19 protein-coding genes are annotated in these 19,918 nt (G+C 51.4%); 14 read left to right on the top strand and 5 right to left on the bottom strand.

The window, feature by feature from the left end:
• Together iolB and HMPREF9412_RS19145 are read left to right on the top strand one after the other, a co-directional pair.
• A partial coding sequence (gene iolB / locus HMPREF9412_RS19150) for a 5-deoxy-glucuronate isomerase (RefSeq protein ID WP_009593348.1) occupies positions 1–650 on the top strand: 650 nt, incomplete at its 5' end.
• A 150-nt stretch (positions 651–800) separates the two neighbouring features.
• Positions 801–1,811, top strand: coding sequence for a LacI family DNA-binding transcriptional regulator (locus HMPREF9412_RS19145; RefSeq protein WP_009593351.1), 1,011 nt, complete (start codon positions 801–803; stop codon positions 1,809–1,811).
• Between the two features lie 313 nt (positions 1,812–2,124).
• On the opposite strand, the gene HMPREF9412_RS19140 is transcribed toward HMPREF9412_RS19145, so the two are convergent.
• Positions 2,125–2,733: a TetR/AcrR family transcriptional regulator gene (locus tag HMPREF9412_RS19140; RefSeq protein ID WP_009593342.1), complete on the bottom strand. Its 609-nt coding sequence runs from the start codon at positions 2,731–2,733 to the stop codon at positions 2,125–2,127.
• A 225-nt stretch (positions 2,734–2,958) separates the two neighbouring features.
• On the opposite strand from HMPREF9412_RS19140, the gene HMPREF9412_RS19135 reads away from it, so the two are divergent.
• The 4 genes from HMPREF9412_RS19135 to HMPREF9412_RS19120 all read left to right on the top strand — a co-directional run bounded on the left by HMPREF9412_RS19135 (position 2,959) and on the right by HMPREF9412_RS19120 (position 7,253).
• On the top strand, positions 2,959–3,717 hold the full coding sequence (locus tag HMPREF9412_RS19135; RefSeq protein WP_009593347.1) for an SDR family oxidoreductase: 759 nt from the start codon (positions 2,959–2,961) through the stop codon (positions 3,715–3,717).
• 190 nt (positions 3,718–3,907) lie between these two features.
• Complete coding sequence (locus tag HMPREF9412_RS19130; protein ID WP_009593345.1) at positions 3,908–5,911, top strand: Na+/H+ antiporter; 2,004 nt, start codon at positions 3,908–3,910, stop codon at positions 5,909–5,911.
• 128 nt (positions 5,912–6,039) lie between these two features.
• A complete protein-coding gene (locus HMPREF9412_RS19125; RefSeq protein WP_009593339.1) occupies positions 6,040–6,489 on the top strand; it encodes an RrF2 family transcriptional regulator in 450 nt (149 codons plus the stop codon).
• 122 nt (positions 6,490–6,611) lie between these two features.
• Positions 6,612–7,253 carry a nitroreductase family protein gene (locus HMPREF9412_RS19120; RefSeq protein WP_009593349.1) on the top strand — a complete coding sequence of 214 codons (642 nt, stop codon included), beginning with the start codon at positions 6,612–6,614 and terminating at the stop codon, positions 7,251–7,253.
• Between the two features lie 108 nt (positions 7,254–7,361).
• Here HMPREF9412_RS19120 and HMPREF9412_RS19115 read toward each other — a convergent pair whose 3' ends face one another.
• Positions 7,362–8,000: a TetR/AcrR family transcriptional regulator gene (locus HMPREF9412_RS19115; RefSeq protein ID WP_009593352.1), complete on the bottom strand. Its 639-nt coding sequence runs from the start codon at positions 7,998–8,000 to the stop codon at positions 7,362–7,364.
• Between the two features lie 170 nt (positions 8,001–8,170).
• Here HMPREF9412_RS19115 and HMPREF9412_RS19110 point away from each other — a divergent pair, with 170 nt between their 5' ends.
• The 6 genes from HMPREF9412_RS19110 (at position 8,171) to HMPREF9412_RS19085 (ending at position 15,921) form a co-directional block, all read left to right on the top strand.
• Complete coding sequence (locus HMPREF9412_RS19110) at positions 8,171–10,408, top strand: MMPL family transporter (RefSeq protein ID WP_009593356.1); 2,238 nt, start codon at positions 8,171–8,173, stop codon at positions 10,406–10,408.
• 145 nt (positions 10,409–10,553) lie between these two features.
• Positions 10,554–11,036, top strand: a complete 483-nt coding sequence (locus HMPREF9412_RS19105) for a tetratricopeptide repeat protein (protein ID WP_009593340.1) — start codon at positions 10,554–10,556, stop codon at positions 11,034–11,036.
• 215 nt (positions 11,037–11,251) lie between these two features.
• Complete coding sequence (locus HMPREF9412_RS19100; protein WP_009593357.1) at positions 11,252–11,500, top strand: hypothetical protein; 249 nt, start codon at positions 11,252–11,254, stop codon at positions 11,498–11,500.
• A 230-nt stretch (positions 11,501–11,730) separates the two neighbouring features.
• Entirely contained in the window at positions 11,731–13,518 is a 1,788-nt protein-coding gene (locus HMPREF9412_RS19095; protein ID WP_009593344.1) for an ABC transporter ATP-binding protein, read from the top strand.
• Positions 13,515–15,371, top strand: a complete 1,857-nt coding sequence (locus tag HMPREF9412_RS19090; protein WP_009593354.1) for an ABC transporter ATP-binding protein — start codon at positions 13,515–13,517, stop codon at positions 15,369–15,371. The genes HMPREF9412_RS19095 and HMPREF9412_RS19090 overlap by 4 nt, the downstream gene beginning before the upstream one ends.
• 76 nt (positions 15,372–15,447) lie before the next feature.
• Entirely contained in the window at positions 15,448–15,921 is a 474-nt protein-coding gene (locus HMPREF9412_RS19085; protein ID WP_009593343.1) for a GNAT family N-acetyltransferase, read from the top strand.
• A 144-nt stretch (positions 15,922–16,065) separates the two neighbouring features.
• Here HMPREF9412_RS19085 and HMPREF9412_RS19080 read toward each other — a convergent pair whose 3' ends face one another.
• On the bottom strand, positions 16,066–16,911 hold the full coding sequence (locus HMPREF9412_RS19080; protein WP_009593350.1) for a hypothetical protein: 846 nt from the start codon (positions 16,909–16,911) through the stop codon (positions 16,066–16,068).
• A 244-nt stretch (positions 16,912–17,155) separates the two neighbouring features.
• Between HMPREF9412_RS19080 and HMPREF9412_RS19075 the strand changes: the two genes are divergently transcribed.
• Together HMPREF9412_RS19075 and HMPREF9412_RS19070 are read left to right on the top strand one after the other, a co-directional pair.
• Entirely contained in the window at positions 17,156–17,983 is an 828-nt protein-coding gene (locus HMPREF9412_RS19075; RefSeq protein WP_009593346.1) for a sensor histidine kinase, read from the top strand.
• Positions 17,980–18,639, top strand: a complete 660-nt coding sequence (locus HMPREF9412_RS19070) for a response regulator (protein ID WP_009593355.1) — start codon at positions 17,980–17,982, stop codon at positions 18,637–18,639. The genes HMPREF9412_RS19075 and HMPREF9412_RS19070 overlap by 4 nt, the downstream gene beginning before the upstream one ends.
• Positions 18,640–18,715: 76 nt before the next feature.
• Here HMPREF9412_RS19070 and HMPREF9412_RS19065 read toward each other — a convergent pair whose 3' ends face one another.
• Positions 18,716–19,063 (bottom strand): hypothetical protein, encoded by a 348-nt coding sequence (locus tag HMPREF9412_RS19065; protein ID WP_009593341.1) that lies wholly within the window; start codon positions 19,061–19,063, stop codon positions 18,716–18,718.
• Between the two features lie 258 nt (positions 19,064–19,321).
• Positions 19,322–19,918: ABC transporter ATP-binding protein (locus tag HMPREF9412_RS19060; RefSeq protein ID WP_009593353.1), on the bottom strand; the 597-nt coding region annotated here is incomplete at its 5' end.

The raw sequence follows: 19,918 nt of genomic DNA, 5'->3' as shown, positions 1-19,918 counted from the left end.
AGGCGGCCCTTGTCCTACTGTCGGGGCGGGCCGACGTAAAGGCCGGGGGAGATAGCTGGGACAACATTGGCAAACGCATGAGCGTGTTTGAGAAGACGCCCCCCTATACCGTGTATGTGCCTTCGCAACAGCAGTATGAGGTCAAGGCTCTTACTGAAATGGAGCTGGCGGTGTGCCTTGCCCCGGGCCAAGGGAATCATCGGGCACGTTTGATTGAGCCGCAGGATGTGGGCGTCGAGAACCGGGGCAGCGGAAGCATGTCGCGTCTGGTGCACAATATTTTGCCGGAGCAAAATCCGGCCGACAGTTTGCTGGTGGTCGAGGTGTTTACGGATGGAGGCAACTGGTCCAGTTACCCGCCTCACAAGCATGACCGCGACGAGCTGCCGGAGGAGTCGCTGCTGGAGGAAACCTACTATTTCCGGATTGAGCCGGAGCAGGGGTTTGCCGTGCAGCGGGTCTACACGGATGACCGGTCGCTGAACGAAACGATGGCGGTCAAAGACGGCGAGGCCGTGATGGTGCCCGAAGGCTACCATCCGGTCTCAGCCCCTCCGGGTTATGACGTGTATTACCTGAACGTCATGGCAGGTCCGAAGCGAATATGGAAATTTCGCAACGACCAGGATCATGACTGGCTGATGAGATAAAGTCGGGTAAGATCCAAGCAAGGGTTCTTGGATCACGAACCTTAGTTGAATGTCTGCAGGCGGCATTAAAAACAAATCGGCCTTGCGCTAAAAGAGAGGAAGGCGCATAATAAATTGAAATTCCAAAATTAAACAAATGGAGCACAAGGGATGATAAGAGCGACTATTTATGACGTTGCGCGCGAAGCCGGCGTCTCCATTGCCACCGTTTCTCATGTCATCAACGGCAAGGGCAAGATCAGCCGCGAACGGCGTGAGGAAATTCTGGATATCATGAAGCGCCTGAACTATCGGCCGAACGCGATTGCTTCCGCCCTCGCCGGCAAAAGAACCTTCACTCTTGGATTGCTCGTTCCCGATATCTCCAACCCGTTTTTTGCGGAGATTGCTCGCTCCGTCGAGGATCAAGGACATCAGCTCGGTTACAGCGTGATCATCTGCAGCACGGACAACCAAGAAGAGAAAGTAAAGCGCTACGTTAATCTGTTGAGGCAGAAGCAGGTGGATGGCGTGATTATCGGGACGGGTATATCCCATGGCGAGCTGCTTAAGCCGCTTCAAGAGCATTCGCTCGAGATAGCGCTTATTGCCCGGGACAATCCTGCGCTTGATGCCAGCAGCGTCCGGGTTCATGACCTGGAAGGAGGACGGCTGGCTGCCGAGCATCTGTTACATTTAGGTCATCGCAGACTCGCAGTGCTTGCTGAGAATGAGCGGGTGACAAGCAGCAGCGAGCGGGTAAGGGGGTTTGTTGAAGCCGCCGCCTCGTACGGTTTGGAGCTGTCCCCCGACTGTATTGCGGCCTGTGACCATAAGATCGAGGATGGTTACCGACGAGCCAAAGCCATGCTGGAGCTAGCGGTACGACCCACGGCACTGTTCTGCTGCAACGACCTGCTGGCGATCGGTGCCCTTCGGGCGGCCCGCGAGCTCGGTCTGCGCGTACCGGAGGATTGTTCGGTCGTCAGCTTTGACGATACGATTCTGGCCAGCGTAACCGATCCGCTGCTGACCGTTATTGCCCAGCCGATCGAGCAAATGGGACGCATGGCGGTTGATCTTGTGGTAAGGGGGCTGTCCGGCAAGGGAGATCCTGCCCGGCGAATTGTGCTCCCCCCGGAGCTGATCGTCCGCCAATCGACGGCCCTGCCGTCGGCATAAAATGTTTCGATCCTGCCGGTACTCATAGCCTCCCGTCCGTTTGCTACAGCAATGGGGGCGTTTGATCACGGTTTATTGAGGAGGATCGGCAAATTGGTTCTGGTGCAAAATGGATCGGCATTCAAGAATAGGCCGTCTTCGAGGGAGTTCCAAACCTCCCTTTGGAGACGGCCTTTGGCTTTTCTATTGAATTGCGCAAGTTAACGACTATGTTGCTTGAGTTCGCAGTCATTAAACTAAGTTCAGCATTTTTTACCGAAATTGCATGTTCCAGCAATGGGCGGCCGATGGCTAACATATCCGCTCTCCGATGTCAGGCATGGTCCGTCCGCTTGATCTGCGTCCTAACGCTTCTCGGCCTCCAGTTGATCATAAGAATCAGCTGATCCCTCATATAAGGGACGGAATAATGGAAATTGTTCTCGATCCAGTGGAATACCAGGCCGATTAGGGCGTTCATATTATAAATGATGAGAAGTTCATGGTTGAGCTCCTCGCTCGGATAATCCAAATCCTCCAAGGCGATTTGCTTTAAGGCGGTGAACATTTTATCCCGGACCAGCGGCAGCACATCGCTTTTGAACAGGGACGTATAAACGCTGGCATTTTGATGGATATGATCGAATATTTTGACCGCGTTCGCAGGCAGCTCATCGATATGAAAAACGTCGACATCACCGTATGGAGCTCTAAATGAAGCGATCAGCTCCTCCATGAGGGGGGTCAGGATATCATCCAGAAGAGCCTCTTTGTTGTCATAGTGGGTATAGAAGGTACCTCGATTGTAATTGGCCGATTCAACGATTTCCGTGATGGAAATGCTGGAGAAGCTTTTTTGCGAGAGCAGCGACAGCAGCGATTGCTTTAAAGCCTCTTTGCTGCGGACGATGCGCCGGTCGGTTCTTTTTTTGTTCGTTTGCATAGGCAAGGGTCCTTTCGGTGAAAATATAACGAATTTAATTGTTTCAAATATAAACAGATCCCTGCAATTTGTTCGTTAACGTACACTTTTACGTTTTTTAATGATTGTGACGTATATCATACTTTGATTATACTAGATTTGACATATGTCTGGTATTGAACAGCTGTTGATATATTGTGCCTGATTCTGAAATATGATCAATGACGAATAATGGGGGTATGAAGCATGAGATTATCTGGTAAAGTTGCGATTGTAACCGGGGCTGCTTCCGGAATGGGAAAAGCGACGGCAGAATTGTTTGCTGCTGAAGGCGCAAAAGTGGTGGTGTCCGACCTTCGGCTTGAGGCGGCGCAAGCCGTTGTGGACGGAATCGAAGCGAATGGCGGCACGGCCTTGGCTGTGGCCGCGAATGTTGCCAAGGAAGAAGAAGTGCAGCAGCTGGTTGACGCCACCGTTGAAGAATACGGAACGCTTGATATCTTGATCAACAATGCCGGCATCATGGACAATTTCGTACCGGCAGCGGACGTGACGGATGAGCTGTGGGAGCGCGTATTTGCCATCAACGCAACGGGGCCGATGAGAACCATTCGTAAAGCATTGCCGATCTTCTTGGAGAAGAAAAGCGGAGTCATTGTGAACATAGCTTCTGCCGGTGGACTGATGGGGTCCAGAGCAGGCGCTTCGTATACGGCGGCCAAACATGCCGTGGTCGGCTTGACCAAAAATGTCGGCTTCCAGTATGCGACGCAGGGCATCCGCTGTAATGCCGTTGCTCCGGGCGGCGTCAGCACCAATATCGGCACCACCATTAACGCGCCGAATTCGTTCGGCATGGAACGAGCCATGGCCGGCATGAACCTGAACCCACGCGCGGGCGAACCGGAAGAGGTCGCGAAGGTCGTATTGTTCCTCGCTTCGGATGAAGCCAGCTTTGTCAACGGCACCGTCGTTACAGCCGATGCCGGCTGGACTGCTTATTAATACGAAACGGCAGGCTTAATAGGCTTCCTAAAGGACACTCTTTAGGGGGCCTTTTTATGATCCGCGCAAAAGGCTGAAACTTTAGCGCGTCATTAATAAACCATCGGTATTCTACACAACCTAAACCCGTCTATTGAAAGGCAGTGAATGTTACATAGAATGAATCCCCTCGGAAAGGAGCGAATGCAGGGTGGAAATATTTTTAATGGTCCTTATTTTTCTGGTTTTGATCGCGATATCCAATATGATCCATCGATTTCTGCCGTTCATTCCGGTCCCGCTGATCCAGATCGCCCTCGGAATCGGGGTGGCCTATGTCCAAGGTTTTCATCATGTGCCGCTGAATCCCGAATTGTTCATGGTTTTGTTCATCGCACCGCTCTTGTTCAATGATGGAAAGCTGACCCCGCGCGACGAATTATGGAAGCTGAGATCATACATCCTGCTGCTGGCGCTGGGTCTCGTATTTGCTACGGTCTTGATCGCGGGGCCTTTCATTCACTGGCTCATTCCGGCAATCCCGTTATCGGCGGCCTTCGCCCTGGCAGCGATACTGTCGCCTACGGACGCGGTAGCGGTAGGCTCCTTGTCGGGAAGAGTGAAGCTGCCGGGTAAAATCATGCATTTGCTTGAAGGCGAAGCGCTTATGAATGATGCATCCGGTTTGGTTGCATTCAACTTTGCGATTGCAGCAACAGTGACGGGTTATTTCTCCCTGACGAAGGCCATCGGCAGTTTTTTGGTTATCGCGGTCGGAGGAATCGTCATCGGTGCATTGCTGGGTTTTCTTGTGATCTGGTTCAGAATGCTGCTGCGCCGGCTCGGTATGGAGGACGTCACTCTTCATATGCTGATCATCATCCTGACGCCGTTCATCATTTACCTCATAGCCGAGGAGTTTCATGTATCCGGGATTCTGGCCGTCGTTGCCGCGGGCGTCACCCACGCAGTAGAGAGGGACCGCATGCGCTCGGCGTCCATCAAGCTCAGAGTGGTATCGGACAGCACCTGGTCCGTCATTCTCTTTACGCTAAACGGATTAGTGTTCATTCTGCTGGGGCATGAAATTCCGGGCGTCGTAAATCAAATATGGAGCGACCCTGCCTATAATAACGGACAAGTCGTCGGTTACATATTACTGATAACGGCTGTGCTGATATTGCTGCGATTCGCATGGGTATGGGTATCAACGAACCGTCAGTTCAAATCTTCCCTGCTGACGGCCCTCTCGGGCGTTAGGGGAGCATTGACGCTGGCAGCGGCCTTCTCCATTCCGCTGACTCTGGCGGACAACCGTCCTTTTCCGGAGCGAAGCTTGATGCTGTTTATCTGTGCGGGCGTCATTCTCTTAACTCTGGTGATCGCGAGTGTCCTGCTCCCGCTGTTAACCCGGGAGAAACATGCCGATTCGGCGACGATGATCGATCATGGAAAAGAAGCACGGATTCAAATGCTGCAGGCGGGTCTTCGCACCGTACGGGAAGAAATGACCGACGAGAACAAGGAAGAGGCGGTCCAGCTCATCTATGCGTATACCAAGCGGCTTCAGCAATCTCATATCACGGATAAGAGCGACATGAAGCAGTTCTGGGAAGCCACGATCGCAGTTAGAAAAATCGGCCTGGCGGCGGAGCGAAGCGTTGCCGAAGCATGGCTTAAGGAACATAAAGCCTCAACGCGAGCAGCCGAGCTGTTCCTATCCTCGCTTGACAGAGTCGAGATGCTGCTTGCCAGCCGATACAAAATCAAGCTGTTGATGAGAACATTATGGCAGAATTTGAAGCGATTGCTGACAAACAACGAGCCCAAAGAAGTGCCGATGTCTCCGGATCATCCGGATTGGGACCAGTATAAGGCGTTGAAGCTCGAGGCCATTCGCGCGGCGATCGGCGAGATTCAAGCGGTGAAGCCGGCGGAGAAGAAGGAAATCTTGCAAGCGGTGATCGCGGATTATCGTGCAATGGAGCATTTTCTCCAGAACGATCGCGTTTGGAGCCGAAGAAAACAGAAGCTGAGCAGTGAACGCATGGAACTGGAGCTTAAAGCGATTCAATCCGAGCGTAACGAGATTCAGAGCATGTTCGAGCAAGGCGATATCGACCGGACGCAGGCAAGCCAGCTTAGAATGGACGTGAATTACCGGGAGGCGAATTTGTTTGAGTCGCAAGCGCTGGTCGAGGACGAGGGCCATTAAGCAGCGGCCCTTATGTTCTTGAAGGAGTGTCAGGTTTACGTTACAATAATGAAAAGCTGGATGGAACATCTGCTACTGCCGGTGAGTACCCATTCAAGGCTTTTTATTCATAAAAGGGGGTAGGAATCATGAGCGTAAATAAAGAAGCGGCCTCCAAAAAATCGACAATGGCCTGCCCGTCCACCTATAAAACCTTCAGTATTGCCGTGCAAGCGCTTGTGACCCTTGAGCGTCACTCCGGGAAGTGTTCTAGCGGCGATATCGCATCGTATCTCCACTCGGAGTCGACGTTGATTCGGCGCGTGCTGAAAACACTTGCTCAAGCCGATCTGATTGAATCGCGCGAAGGAAGGGACGGGGGATACCGTCTGAGGAAGAACGCCCGCGATATTTCGCTGGCTGAAGTATACTCGATACTTCAGGTTCACAGCTCGATTAGCGAAAGCATGCTGGACGCCGCAGCGGGGCATTGTTTTGCCGAGGAAATCAAGGAGTCCTTTGCCGGAATCTTGTCCGAGATTGAGGAGAGCACCTTGAAAATACTGGAGTCGCGCACGATTGCGGACATCGCTCAATGAACCCTTCTAAATTGGGTTGACAAAGAAATTAGGTGTGCTTTATACTGTGCATTAAACAACACAGTTAAGCCGCGATATAAACTGTGCAAAATATTGCACAATATAAATTTGGAGGGATAACCATGTCTACAACAATGACAACAAAACCCGATTTTCAAACGGTGATTCAGGAACGCCACTCGGTTCGTCAATACGACCCATCGGTGAAGATTCCAAGAGAAGAGATGGAAGCGATCTTGAAGGATGCTACACTGGCGCCTTCTTCAAGCAACCTGCAGCCATGGCGTTTTCTTGTGATCGATGATGCGGACCTCTTGAAGAAGCTGCATCCGATTGCCAACAATCAGGAGCATGTTCTTCAAGCCTCGGCCGTCATTGCCGTATTGGGCGATCTGAAATGGTATGAGAAGGGCGAGAAGATTTATTCCATGTCTGAAGAAGCCGGTTATATGACCGAAGAGGTGAAGCAGCGCTTCATTCATACGGCCGAAAATATGTATGCGAACCTGGATCCGTCCATAAAGGAAAGCATCGTGGACGTGGATGCCGGACTGATCTCCATGCAGCTGATGCTGAGCGCTCGCGCCAGAGGATACGATACCGTTCCGATGGGCGGATATAACAAGGTTCGGTTTGTGGAGGAGTTCCATATTCCTTCCCATTACCGGAGCGTGATGCTGATCGCCATCGGGAAAGCAGCCGCCCCAGGCCGGCCGACGGTAAGATTGCCGCTGGAAGACGTTGCTTTCTGGAATGAAATCTAAACAGGCACCAAAAAGAACGGAGGTCATCAACGGACCTCCGTTCTTTTTGGTTGTAATCGTTGAAACTCTTCTCGCCAAGAAATTTGCCCGGTCATACTGAGCTTGGAATTACACATCGATATTTTCATTGGCAGGTCTTACAGCTCCATGCAGGAATAAATCAACGATGTCCACTGCCATATCACGGGAGCTGGCATAACCGCTTCGAGTGTCTTCACGATTGCCCAGCATCAGCATGGCCGAGAAAGCCTGTGCCATCAGCAAGGCGTTCCCTTCCCGAAGCTCGCCGGATTGCATGGCTTGATGAATCTGTTCGGCAAGGACTTCATGAATCCGCTGTTCCGCCTCACGGATAGCGGCCATTTGCTCCTTAGACAAGAAAGGCTCCGCTTCCCGCATCATGGTCTCCATTTCGGCATGAGGCTTGGCAATCTTCGCTTCGGCTACCCGGATCAATCCTGACTCTAGGGTATCGGCTTCCTGCAAAAAGCGATGTGTAGAAGCATAAGCTTTATCTAGAATCGTGGTTACCGCTATTTTAAACAGCTCGGGTTTACTTGTGAAATGATAATAGATGGAAGCCTTGGTCACTTGGCAAGCCTTCGCGATCTGCTGCAACGATACGGACTCGTAGCCATTCTCCATGAACAACTTGGAGGCGGTCCAGAGAATCGTTTCCTGGATGGGAATCTGATCGGCAGCTGCTTTGGGACGTCCGGGATTTCGGGGGTTACGTATTTTTGTCATGATGACCTCCTGTGTATAGTGTAAGACATGAGGGGCGCATTTTCAAAATAAATATTGAAAATTAACCTACCGGTATATATAATTAATTTGCAATGTTGAAATATCAAGGTTTACGAAGGAAGAATCATGATGGAGTATAAAGACTACGTAGGAATGGAGAGGATCTGCATATGCACGGATCAGGACCGAATTACGGAAAATGGGTAGCGGGAAAGCGAAGCAAATGGGTCACGCTCTGTGTATGGATACTCATCGCGCTGGCGTTGAATTTGCTATGGCCGGCTGTGGGAGATAAAGAGGATAACAATGCCGCCAATCTGAAGGAGGATGTTCCGTCCGTCGTAGCGGAAGCGATGGCCGACAAGGAATTTCCGAGCAATGGCGGCGTGCCGGCACTCGTCGTATGGCATAAAGAAAACGGCTTAAACGAAGAGGATCTGACCAAGCTGCAGGAATTGACGGCAAGCCTTGAGTCCGATCCGCTCCCGTATCAGACGTTCGTAGTTCCTTTCCATCAGCTGCCTCCGCAAGCCTTAAGCGCCCAGTTATCTGAGGATCAGAGCACGCTGGTGATGCCTGTATTTTTTGAAGAAAATCAGGAGACGGACCAGCTTAAGGAAGGAACGGCCGAGCTGGAGAAGCGGTCGGAACAATTGCTGGGCAGCAATCCGTTTCAGGCTGCCGTCCAGAGCGGAGATGGAATCAGCGCACGCGTGACGGGACCGGTGGGAATTTCTATTGATGCGACCGGTTTGTTCGAGGATGCCGACGTATCGCTCATGATTGCAACCGTGCTTCTTGTTCTGATATTGCTGCTGCTAATATACCGTTCGCCGATTCTTGCCCTCATTCCTTTGGTTGCGGTCGGCTTTGCGTATATGGTAACAAGCCCGATTCTCGGCTTCATGGCGGATCAAGGCTGGATCACGGTGGATTCCCAGTCCATCGCCATTATGACCGTGCTGCTCTTTGGAGCGGGTACGGATTATTGCTTGTTCCTGATCTCGCGATTCCGCCAGCTGTTATGGCACGAGCCCGATAAACGCAAGGCTTTGTTTCAGGCGATTACCAGCTCATCAGGCGCTATTGCGATGAGCGGCTTCACGGTTGTATTGTCTCTATTCGCGCTGCTGCTGGCTCAGTACGGGGCATATCAACGTTTTGCCGTGCCTTTCAGTTTGTCGATCCTGATCATGTTTATAGCTAGTCTGACACTGGTGCCCGCATTGTTGGCTATTTTCGGCAGAGGTTCGTTCTATCCTTTCATTCCGAGAACGCCGGAGATGCAAGCGGAACGCGCCCGGAAAAAAGGAAAGCCGGCTCCTGCCCCTCACAAGGAGAAGGAGAGCCGGATCGGCCGCTTGGTGACAACGAAGCCTTGGACCGTCGTCCTGGCAGCATTGGTATTATTGGGTGGACTTGCGACGTTCTCGTCCCAAATCAAGTTCACTTATGATCTCTTATCCTCTTTCCCTGAGAATGTGCCTTCGCGTGAAGGCTTCGCCGTCATCGGCGAGCAGTTCTCGGAAGGAGAGCTTGCGCCGGTTCGCGTGATGGTGGACAGCGGGGGGCAAGCTTTGGACCTCGAGGAGCGGCTGAAAGCTCTGGATTACGTGGATCGCGTATCCGAGCCGCAGAATGGGGCCGAAAATAACGATATCATCGGTTATGAACTCGAGCTGTCCATGAATCCTTACTCCATGGAAGCGATGCAGCATATTCCGGATCTTCGGGAGATCGCGGAGTCTTCACTGGAGCAGGCAGGTGTCGGCAATCCGGCCGAAGCCGTGTGGATCTCCGGTCAAACGGCTACCCAGTACGACACCGAGATCGCGGGCGAGCATGATGCCAAATTGATCATCCCCGTCGTTATCGGATTGATTACGCTGCTCTTATTGGTGTATTTGAGATCCGTTGTAGCTACCGTTTATCTGATTGCAACCGTCATTTTGTCCTACTTCTCGGCCCTCGGGCTTGGCTGGATCATCATTCATTACGGCCTGGGAGCCGAAGCCATCCAGGGAGCGATTCCGTTGTATTCATTTGTGTTCCTGGTTGCGTTAGGCGAGGACTACAACATCTTCATGATCTCGAGCATATGGCAAAAGCGGAAGCAAATGCCGCTGAAGCAAGCGATCAAAGAAGGCGTCGGAGAGACCAGCTCGGTGATCACCTCAGCCGGTTTGATCCTGGCAGGAACCTTTGCCGTACTGGCCACGCTTCCGATTCAAGTGTTGGTACAGTTTGGGATCATCACGGCCATCGGGGTTATGCTGGATACGTTCATCGTGAGACCTTTCCTGGTACCCGCAATCACAACGCTGTTGGGCAAGTGGGCGTTCTGGCCGGGCAAAGTTCATATGGCGACTGAGGAAAAGCCCGCCTTGAACGTTGAGAACAAAGCATAAACATTAATAAGTAAGCAGCTTGTGACACCCGCCTCATCTTTAGGTTATGTATAAGATGAGGTGGGTGTTGCATTTTGACCAGTGCGGATGGCGTCTGATAAGATAAGGTAGGAAACGCGGATAAAACTCCAGAGGGATGTGTCCCATGACAACGATACAACAAGCCATTGAACTTCGCGCCGAAGGCAAACCGGAGGAAGCGAAAGCAATTCTCCTTGAGCTGCTGCCCCAATCCCCGGATGACCCGGACATCCATTATCAGCTGGCCTGGGTGCATGATATGATGGGTCTTGAGAGCGAAGCGGTTCCATATTACGAGAAAGCCATATCCTCAGGACTGAAGGATCCCGAACGGTGCGGCGCCTTGCTTGGACTTGGAAGCACATACCGCACATTGGGGATGTACGGCAAATCCAAGGAGATATTTGAGCAGGGACTGCGGGAATACCCCCGGGCGCGGGAGTTCAAGGTGTTCTACGCGATGACCTTGTACAATATGCGACAGTATGACAATGCGATGGAACTGCTGTTAAGAGAAATAAGCGAAACCAGTAATGACGAGGGAACCAGGAGCTACCAGAGAGCCATTGCTTTTTATTCTGATAAGCTTGATCAGGTTTGGAAATAAACGTTGTCGGCATAACTTTATTATTCTTGTAAGACGAACGTTTCGTTCGAGTCTCCTGAAAAAACAATGTTATGCATCCAGGAAAAAGAACGGACTATCATGAAATTGATCTTATCATCACTTGCTTAACTGGATTTTAGCTTGCTTTCATCTCTCACTAAGGTTCGGACCTTATACTAAGTATGTCACTACAAGTGATGAAAGGAGCAACGCAGATGAACAAGAAAAACAAAATGAGTATGTGGTCGATCGGATTGGGAAGTGCTTTTCTGATGATGATGTTAGCCAACCATGATAACGTTCATGATGGTCAAGCCCAAACCGGTATCGCTTCGAATGGAGTCAGATCCAACGTAGCCATTCAATCTGTCAACAAGAACGCAGCCGTAACAACCATGCCTGAGAATCAGGAAATAACCCCTGAAATGATCAATCAATTCTTGAAAATAGTTGCAGAGACATAAGAAATTTGATTCCTATACGTAACCTGTTAGAAGACCAGCTCCCATGCCGAGGGGCTGGTCTTCTTGGCGTGATCCAGGTGTTAGGACTTAGGTATTTCTAGGTGCTGGCTCGTCCCGTAACTATTCCTTGTAATTTTTTTAAATAACGGGAACCCACGTTCTTGTCATATCTTACCAAGGAGCTTATTATTATCAATAGGGTTAACCGAAGCGGAGGGATTATAAACGAAATGCAAAGCGATTACACGTTAAGAAGCAAGCGAAGGACCACGGGGATTGGCATGTATCGGGAGATGCTCGTCAGGTATGTACTCCCGCATAAGAAGCTTCTGGCAGCCCTGACGGTGCTGCTGTTATTTTCCATTGGGCTCCAATTGATAAATCCGCAGATCATCCGGTATTTCATCGATACGGCTCAAGGAGAGGGAAGCCTGACCACCCTTTATTATGCGGCAGGATTTTTTATTCTCTTTTCATTGCTTCAACAAGGCGTTTCCATAGCGGCTGCTTATTATAGCGAGAACCTGGGCTGGACGACCACCAACAAGCTTCGTGCCGAGTTGGCGGAGCACTGCCTGTCGCTGGACATGAGCTTTCACAAAACCCAAACCTCCGGATCTCTAATTGAACGGGTGGATGGCGATGTGAATGCGCTCGCCAATTTTTTCTCCAGTTTCATTATCCATCTGTTCGGCAATCTGATCCTCATGCTCGGGATTCTGGCTTTGCTGTATCGGGAGAACTTTTGGATCGGATTTGTCATGACGGTGTTTGTGGTCGGCAGCATTTACGTCATTCAACATATCCGTCGATTTGCGATACCGGTCTGGAAGCGGTGGCGCGAGCTGAATGCGGATTTCTACGGATTCATCGGCGAGCACCTTGAAGGAACCGAAGATACGCGTGCCAACGGGGCGGCCGGATATGTCATGAACCGATTTTATGAGATGGCCAGGCGGATGCTGCCGGTTCGCGTTCGTGCGTTCATCGGATTTTTCTTGATGTGGAGCACCACGATTTTGGTGTTTGCGCTTGGCAATGCAGCCGCTTTTATCGTGTGCGCCATACTGTGGAAGAACGGACAGGGCGGCTTGACGATCGGCTCCATCTATCTCGTGTTTTATTATACGGAGCTGCTGGCCAAGCCTATTGAGAAGATTCGTACCCAATTGGAGGATTTGCAAAAAGCGGATGCCAGCTTGATGCGGGTCCGCGACCTGCTGGCAACCGAGCCCCGGATCAAAGACGGCCCTGGCGCGCCGCTTCCTTCAGGTCCATTGTCGGTGGAATTCCGGAACCTTAACTTCGCTTACGAAGAGGGCGGGCAGGCTACGCTTGAAAATCTGCAGCTGCGCCTTGAGCCGGGCCAGACTCTTGGGCTGCTCGGCCGTACGGGCAGCGGCAAAACGACGATCGCCCGCCTGCTGCTTCGCTTTTATGATCCACAGGAGGGAAGCATCGAGCTGGCGGGAACCGATATTCGGGGCTGCAAGCTCCATGAACTAAGGCGGAAGGTCGCCATGGTCACGCAGAATATTGAGATTCTTGAGGGAACCGTCCGTGATAATCTGACCTTGTTTGATGAAGGCATAGCCGATGCCCGCATTATATCCGTGTTAGAAGAGCTTGGACTAGGGGATTGGTATGGCTCGCTTCCCGAAGGGCTGGATACCAATCTGGCTTCTGGGGGCGGAAGCCTGTCAGCGGGCGAGGCCCAGCTGCTGGCGTTTGCACGCGTATTTTTGACAGATCCCGGTCTTGTCATTCTTGATGAGGCATCGTCTCGTCTAGATCCGTTAACGGAATACCGGATTGAAGCAGCCATTTCGCGTCTGCTGCAGGAGAAGACCTGCATTATTATTGCCCATCGTCTGGCTACGGTTCAGCGCGCCGACCGGATTCTTATACTGGAGAACGGAAGAATGCTCGAAAGCGGCCGCAGGGAAGAGCTGGCCTCAGATCCGCAATCGCGGTTCAGCCGCATGCTTGCCGTTGGAATGGAGGAGGTGCTGGCATGAAAACTAGGCATTTTTTCTGGCGGTTGATTATGTACCGGCCGGGGTTGTATCTCATCAACCTGTTCGCGTGGTCCCTTATCCATATGGCACCGCTGGTTCCCGGACTCTTAACCAAGGCCTTCTTTGACCATTTGGAAGGCACTTATTCTTTTCCTTACGGCGTGTGGGCGATTGCGGTGCTGCTTATCGGCGCTGCCTTGGCACGGATTGCGCTGATCTTCGGCGGCTTCATGACCGACGTGCATTTCCGCTTCCGCATCAGCACCTTGCTCCGCCGCAATATGCTGTCGCATGTCATGAAGGAGCCCGGAGCGCGAGCCATCCCGTGCTCGCCCGGAGAAGCCATCAGCAATTTCCGGGATGACGTGGATCAGGCTGAAGAAGCGACGAGCTGGTCAGTAGATACATTAGGGCTTGTCGGTTTCGTTTTTGTCGCCAGCTGGATTCTCATATCCATCGATCTGCAGCTAACGATTCTCGTGTTCGTACCTTTGATTCTGGTGGTGACCGCAGCCCAAATCGCAACCGCGCGCATCCAGAAGTACAGGGCGGCAAGCCGGGAATCGACCGCCAAGGTAACCGGGGCGATTAGCGAAATGTTTGCCAACGTGCAGGCCATCCAGGTCGCAGGGGCGGAGAAACGCGTGGTGGAGCGGTTCGTAAGTCTGAGCGAGAAACGGCGCCAATCCATGGTGAAGGATAAACTTCTGACGGAAACGTTGTCCTCCGTATTCACGAACTCCGTTAATCTCGGTACCGGGCTGATCCTCGTGCTCGCAAGCCTTAAGATGCGAAACGGCGATTTTACCGTCGGGGATTTGTCCCTCTTTGTATATTATTTAACATTTGTTACCCAGCTCATATCGAACGTAGGCAATTTCATGACGTATTACAAGCAGATGGGCGTCAGCTTTCAGCGCATCAAATCCATGCTGCAAGGAGCACCGGCTTCGCTGCTTACCGCAGCCCATTACATTGGTATCGGCAAGGTTAAGAGCAAGCGAGCCCATGAAGAGAAATCGGGTTATCATGCCGCAGGAAATGGGCAAGCGCATGGGGCTTCCAATCGCGCTGCCGGCGCTCCGGTCGAAGACGGGATGGAAACGGCATATATCGAGGCACCTCCGCTCTCGCTGCTGGAAGCGCAAGGGTTGTCGTACCAGTATCCCGAAACCGGAAGGGGCATTTCGAATATCAGTCTGACGCTCTCGCGCGGCACCTTTACCGTCGTTACGGGGATGATAGGCAGCGGAAAAACGACGCTGGTTCGCACATTGCTGGGCTTGCTGCCAGCCGAAAAAGGTGAAATCCGATGGAACGGCGAAAGGGTAACGGAGCCGGCTGATTTCTTCATCCCGCCGCAAAGTGCTTATACTGCACAGATCCCAAGGCTGTACAGCGACAAACTGCGCAACAATATTCTGTTGGGTATATCCGAGCAGCCGGGCAGTCTGGAACGCGCGCTTCATGCGGCCGTAATGGAAGAAGATATCAAGCATCTGCAAAATGGGCTGGAGACGATGGTGGGTCCGCGCGGAGTCAAGCTGTCCGGCGGTCAAGCACAGCGGACAGCCGCGGCAAGAATGTTGGTTCGGGATGCGGAACTCTACGTATTCGACGATTTATCCAGCGCATTAGACGTTGAGACGGAGCGCAAGTTATGGGAGAGGCTGTTCAGCGAGCGCGGAGGTGCGACTTGTCTTGTGGTATCGCATCGGAAAGCCGCACTTAACCATGCTGACCATATCATCGTGTTGAACGGCGGTGAGATTGAGGCCGAGGGCACGGCGGAGCAGCTGCTGGCTTCCAGCGAAAGCTTCCGACAGCTATGGTACGGCGAAGAAACTGGATAATTGGGCGGGAACCAATTTTCAACGCGAAGAAGACTTGAATAAATCAACGTCACCTTAGACAGAGGAGTGAGGACCCATGCCAAACGCAGAAATTCAGCTTGTTGTCCGCACGGCAGAACATCAGCCCGTCTTGAAAGAATTCGAGCTTCCGGATGACCAAGTCCAATTCACCTCTCATCCGAAAGAAGTTTTAAACCTAGGCGAAGGTCAGTTCCCCATCGTCATTTTAGCTGATGGTCATCCTGTCGGTTTCTTTGTCCTGCACGCTACGGAGCGCGTCAAAGAGTATACAAATCATTCTCATGCGATGCTGCTGACCGCTTTATCCATTGATCGTCGACAGCAGCGTAAAGGTTACGCCAAACGAGGAATGCTTGCGCTGCCAGCATTTATTAGGAGAGAATTTCCTTCATGCAATGAGGTGGTGCTGGTCGTGAATCATAAGAATGTTCCGGCTCAGCAGCTGTATGCTAGTGTTGGTTTCAAAGATACAGGCAGAAGAAGGATGGGGCCGATCGGAGAGCAATGGGTGATGAATCTAACCATCTGATATAGCAGCAGCTTTTTTTGCTGAAAAAGTGAAAAACATGCTGCAATCTTCGATCAACGTTGGAATCGGTGCTTATGTTCATTCTAGAATCGGATCATCATAAAGGAGCAATGCCGCAAAGATCCTATGTCTTTGCGGCATTGCTTATTTAACCTGATTCATGCTTCGCCAGGTTGCTTCCAATTGCGAAGCGATATATTCGAGAATCGGTTTGCTGTAGAAATATCCGCTGTGCGACAACGGATTCCAGCTTGTCAACCAGTTTCCCACGTTAACGGATATGTCTTGGCGTACCGTGCGGTCATACTCTTCGTTAATGCTTTTGAGGGGGTAAGCAAGGATATCGTCTTTATCATAGAAATTGACCCATTCACCCAGTAGATGTTGATAATAGAGCTGCAACTGTGCTGAAGGAACCTCGATCGGCTTGTCAAAGTCACGATAACGGATGCTCCACAGCGGCAAGGTGGTTCCCAGCGTATAGAACAAGGTCAGAAGCTCTCCGCGCTCCAGCGGTGCTTCGGGATTAACGACCAGACGATGCCCGCGGGAGGAAAATTGCAGATCGTAGAAAAAATTGCTGGCGATCACGGACCCCAAGCTATGGGAGATCACGCATAACGGAGCATGGGGGCCGGCTGACAGGGCAAGGCGGTGCAGCGCCTCGCTGATCGTACGATGAATGGCCTCGTAGTTCTGATCTTCGGATTCCACGGGCTGATAAGCCACGGCATCCGCCAGATGGTTGATTACGTACTGCCGGAGGTGCTGATAACGTAAACGGTAAGGTTTAATGCTGCTGCCGATTAATTCATCCTCGCGTGCCGCAAAAACATCGGCCCAATGCACGGCCTCCATGGCCAACTGCTCATGCGGGATGCCGGAGGTCCGGGAGAAGGTGTCCCTCAAGTTTTTCATGAATTTATCCGCATAACTTTTCTTTTGTGTTCCCAATCCGTGTACAATGATCACTGCAATTTTTTGCGTCATCCAACTGCAGCCCCCTTCATCGGAAATGGAATGAATGGATATCTTTTACTCTTTATAAGCGATTAGCACTTGAATTGTAAATAGGTTATTACAGCACGAGAGAATCCGGCGATTATTCGTAGCTCTATTGAGTCATTCCGCTCATGAACGATTTTGGTTACAATGTAGGGATAACCAATGGTAACATGGTAGGAAGAAAGGCGGGTTCACTTCATTACTTTTATATTGAAATAGGAGGCAGGGTATGTCTTATAAACAAATGAAATGGTTGATACTCATCATTCCAACCTTGACGATTGGCATATGGGAATATGTTCGCCATGAGTTCCTGCTGCCTTATATATCGATGGATCTTGGCAATCTGCTGGCGCCTGTCATCGTGTTTTTGGTTTCCATACTGTTTCTTACCCAGTTATTTTCGTTGATTGAACGGAATCAAGAGGAGTTGAACCGATCGAGGGCATTGCAAGCAGCCATGCATGAACGGGAGAAGATCGGCCGGGAGCTCCATGACGGAATCGCCCAATCCTTGTTCCTGCTGAACGCCCAGATCGACCGAATCGAGAAGTCAGGTCGTACGGGAGACATTCCGTATCAGGAAATCAAGGAAAGCGTTCATCGTACCAACACTTACGTAAGAGAGGCTATTGCGAATCTCCGCTACCCGGCAGATCCGCAAGCTATTCCGTGGATGCACAGCATGAGCAGCCTGATCGAGGAAATCAAGCAGGAGACAGACCTGCATTTCGACATCAAGTGGGGAATTCCGGACGCCATGCTGTCAGCCAAAGAAAAAGTGGAGCTGCTGGCTTCGATCAGGGAATCCTTATTGAATATCCATAAGCACGCGGAGGCAAAACACGTCAAGATTACGGCAAATACAACGGATTCGGGCTGGCATTGCACTGTCACCGACGATGGAAAAGGCTTTGATCTGGACAAGCCGCTCGGCAGCAACCGGTATGGAATCAAAATCATGAAGGATCGGGCCGAGGCCATGGGCTGGAAGTTCAAGATGGAAAGGCAGCACAACCAGACGATTATCAACATTCGGAAGGAGAGCATGGCATGAACAATCAACCTTTTCGCGTGTTAATCATCGATGACAGCGATCTGGCAAGAGAAGGAATTCGCACCATTTTGAGCAGCGATCCGACCTTTGAGGTCGTGGCGGAAGGGCAAAGCGGTGAGGATGCGCTGGAACTGACCGAAATATGGATGCCCGATATCATCCTGATGGATATTCAGATGCCCGGCATGGGCGGCTTGGAAGCGACCAAGCGGGTGAAGGACAAGTTCCCTTACGTTAAAATCGTTATGGTCACGGTGTCCGACGACATCGCCCATTTGTTTGATGCCCTGAAGCGCGGGGCCCAGGGGTATTTGTTAAAGAACTTGAATCCCGAATCGTGGCACGAGTACCTGAAAGCCATTGCGGTGGACGAAGCACCGGTGAGCAGGGAACTCGCGTTCCGAATCCTGAAGGAATTTTCGCAATACGACAAGCCGGACCCGAGCAAAAGTCCCTTAACGGCGCGGGAAAAGGAAATTCTGGGACTCGTCGCCGAGGGATTGTCCAACCGCGATATTTCGAGCGACCTTTGCATTTCCGAGAATACGGTCAAGAACCATTTGAAGAACATTTTGCAAAAGCTGCATTTGGAAAATCGGGTACAGCTGACCCGCTATGCCTTCGAACAAGGCTGGATGGGGAAGAGACAGCGATAACCATGGTACTGATCGTCCGAAGGATGTTAACGAAGAATGAATTTAGGCAAAACAGGCATCCGTGCGCCAGAGGCGCTCATTTCTGCTTCACCAGAAATATCCCGAGCGCAATAATGGCGATCCCCGCCCAGTTTTTCCAGGTGGGTACCTCCTTCAGGAACAAGTAAGCCACACCCAACGATATCAGGATCTCCAGACATTTGGAGAAGATCAACGTGTACCCCAGCTGATCGGTGGCTTTGTAACCAAAGCGGATCCCGTACCCGATGCACATATTGGCAATGACAAAGAGCGGAAGCATCCATAACTGAAACTGCAGGGTAGGCCAGAACAGATGCTGAATATGCTTGGTTTGGTACGAGAAGACCAGATTGATGATCGACAGTCCGCCGAAGAGCAAACCGACACTGTAGATATAAAACATAAAACCCTCCTGTAACGATGGTCTTTGTAGTACGCCATTAATGTTTCCCTGCAACAACTTTCTTATCCATGGACAATTTGCAAGGATCTTATCAACACTTTTCTGATTGCTCAAGATCAGCAGGATGCTTCTTATAGGTGTGCGGCAAAAAAAAGGATGACTCCCTTTCGCTGGGAGCCATCCTTTTCAGTATTAATACGGGATGTTCATTTCTTGCAGGTGAATCTTCATCCACAACCAAACCATTCATCGGCTTCATTAGTGAACTTGGTGAAGCCTGCTGTACGCACCGCCGGAGTGAATCAATTCCTGATGCGTACCCTGCTCGGCAATGCCTTCCGAATTGACGACGATAATTCGGTCCGCGCTCTGAATGGTGGTCAGTCGGTGAGCGATCACTAGCGTTGTTCTGCCGACGGACAGCTCGGCCAAGGACTTCTGGATTTGCGCTTCCGTCTCCGTGTCCAGTGCCGAGGTGGCTTCGTCCAGAATCAAGATCGGCGGATTCTTCAAGAACATTCTCGCAATGGACAGACGCTGCTTCTGGCCGCCGGACAGCTTAACCCCGCGTTCTCCGATGACCGTCTCCATGCCGTCCGGCAGGCTTCGGATCAGTTCATCCAGCGAAGCGCGCCGTGCGGCTTCCCAGATTTGATGGTCGGTTGCATTCAAGTCGCCGTAGGCGATATTGTCCCGGATCGTGCCGGAGAACAGGAACACATCCTGCTGCACGATACCGATATGCTTGCGCAGGTTTTGCAATTTGATATTCCGGATGTCGATCCCGTCCACCGTGATCGCACCCTGATCCACGTCATAGAAACGGGGGAGAAGGCTGCAGATCGTGGTCTTTCC

Source organism: Paenibacillus sp. HGF5 (assembly GCF_000204455.1).
Classification (GTDB): domain Bacteria; phylum Bacillota; class Bacilli; order Paenibacillales; family Paenibacillaceae; genus Paenibacillus_AQ; species Paenibacillus_AQ lautus_A.
Note: the sequence above shows the minus strand (reverse complement) of the source record. Positions and strands in the feature narration are given on the sequence as shown.

Bases quoted from the DNA above. Each gene is read 5' to 3' on its own strand.
- HMPREF9412_RS19145 (WP_009593351.1), top strand. From the start codon at position 801: ATGATAAGAGCGACTATTTATGACGTTGCGCGCGAAGCCGGCGTCTCC.
- HMPREF9412_RS19140 (WP_009593342.1), bottom strand. From the start codon at position 2,733: ATGCAAACGAACAAAAAAAGAACCGACCGGCGCATCGTCCGCAGCAAA.
- HMPREF9412_RS19135 (WP_009593347.1), top strand. From the start codon at position 2,959: ATGAGATTATCTGGTAAAGTTGCGATTGTAACCGGGGCTGCTTCCGGA.
- HMPREF9412_RS19125 (WP_009593339.1), top strand. From the start codon at position 6,040: ATGAGCGTAAATAAAGAAGCGGCCTCCAAAAAATCGACAATGGCCTGC.
- HMPREF9412_RS19120 (WP_009593349.1), top strand. From the start codon at position 6,612: ATGTCTACAACAATGACAACAAAACCCGATTTTCAAACGGTGATTCAG.
- HMPREF9412_RS19115 (WP_009593352.1), bottom strand. From the start codon at position 8,000: ATGACAAAAATACGTAACCCCCGAAATCCCGGACGTCCCAAAGCAGCT.
- HMPREF9412_RS19110 (WP_009593356.1), top strand. From the start codon at position 8,171: ATGCACGGATCAGGACCGAATTACGGAAAATGGGTAGCGGGAAAGCGA.
- HMPREF9412_RS19105 (WP_009593340.1), top strand. From the start codon at position 10,554: ATGACAACGATACAACAAGCCATTGAACTTCGCGCCGAAGGCAAACCG.
- HMPREF9412_RS19100 (WP_009593357.1), top strand. From the start codon at position 11,252: ATGAACAAGAAAAACAAAATGAGTATGTGGTCGATCGGATTGGGAAGT.
- HMPREF9412_RS19095 (WP_009593344.1), top strand. From the start codon at position 11,731: ATGCAAAGCGATTACACGTTAAGAAGCAAGCGAAGGACCACGGGGATT.
- HMPREF9412_RS19090 (WP_009593354.1), top strand. From the start codon at position 13,515: ATGAAAACTAGGCATTTTTTCTGGCGGTTGATTATGTACCGGCCGGGG.
- HMPREF9412_RS19085 (WP_009593343.1), top strand. From the start codon at position 15,448: ATGCCAAACGCAGAAATTCAGCTTGTTGTCCGCACGGCAGAACATCAG.
- HMPREF9412_RS19080 (WP_009593350.1), bottom strand. From the start codon at position 16,911: ATGACGCAAAAAATTGCAGTGATCATTGTACACGGATTGGGAACACAA.
- HMPREF9412_RS19075 (WP_009593346.1), top strand. From the start codon at position 17,156: ATGTCTTATAAACAAATGAAATGGTTGATACTCATCATTCCAACCTTG.
- HMPREF9412_RS19070 (WP_009593355.1), top strand. From the start codon at position 17,980: ATGAACAATCAACCTTTTCGCGTGTTAATCATCGATGACAGCGATCTG.
- HMPREF9412_RS19065 (WP_009593341.1), bottom strand. From the start codon at position 19,063: ATGTTTTATATCTACAGTGTCGGTTTGCTCTTCGGCGGACTGTCGATC.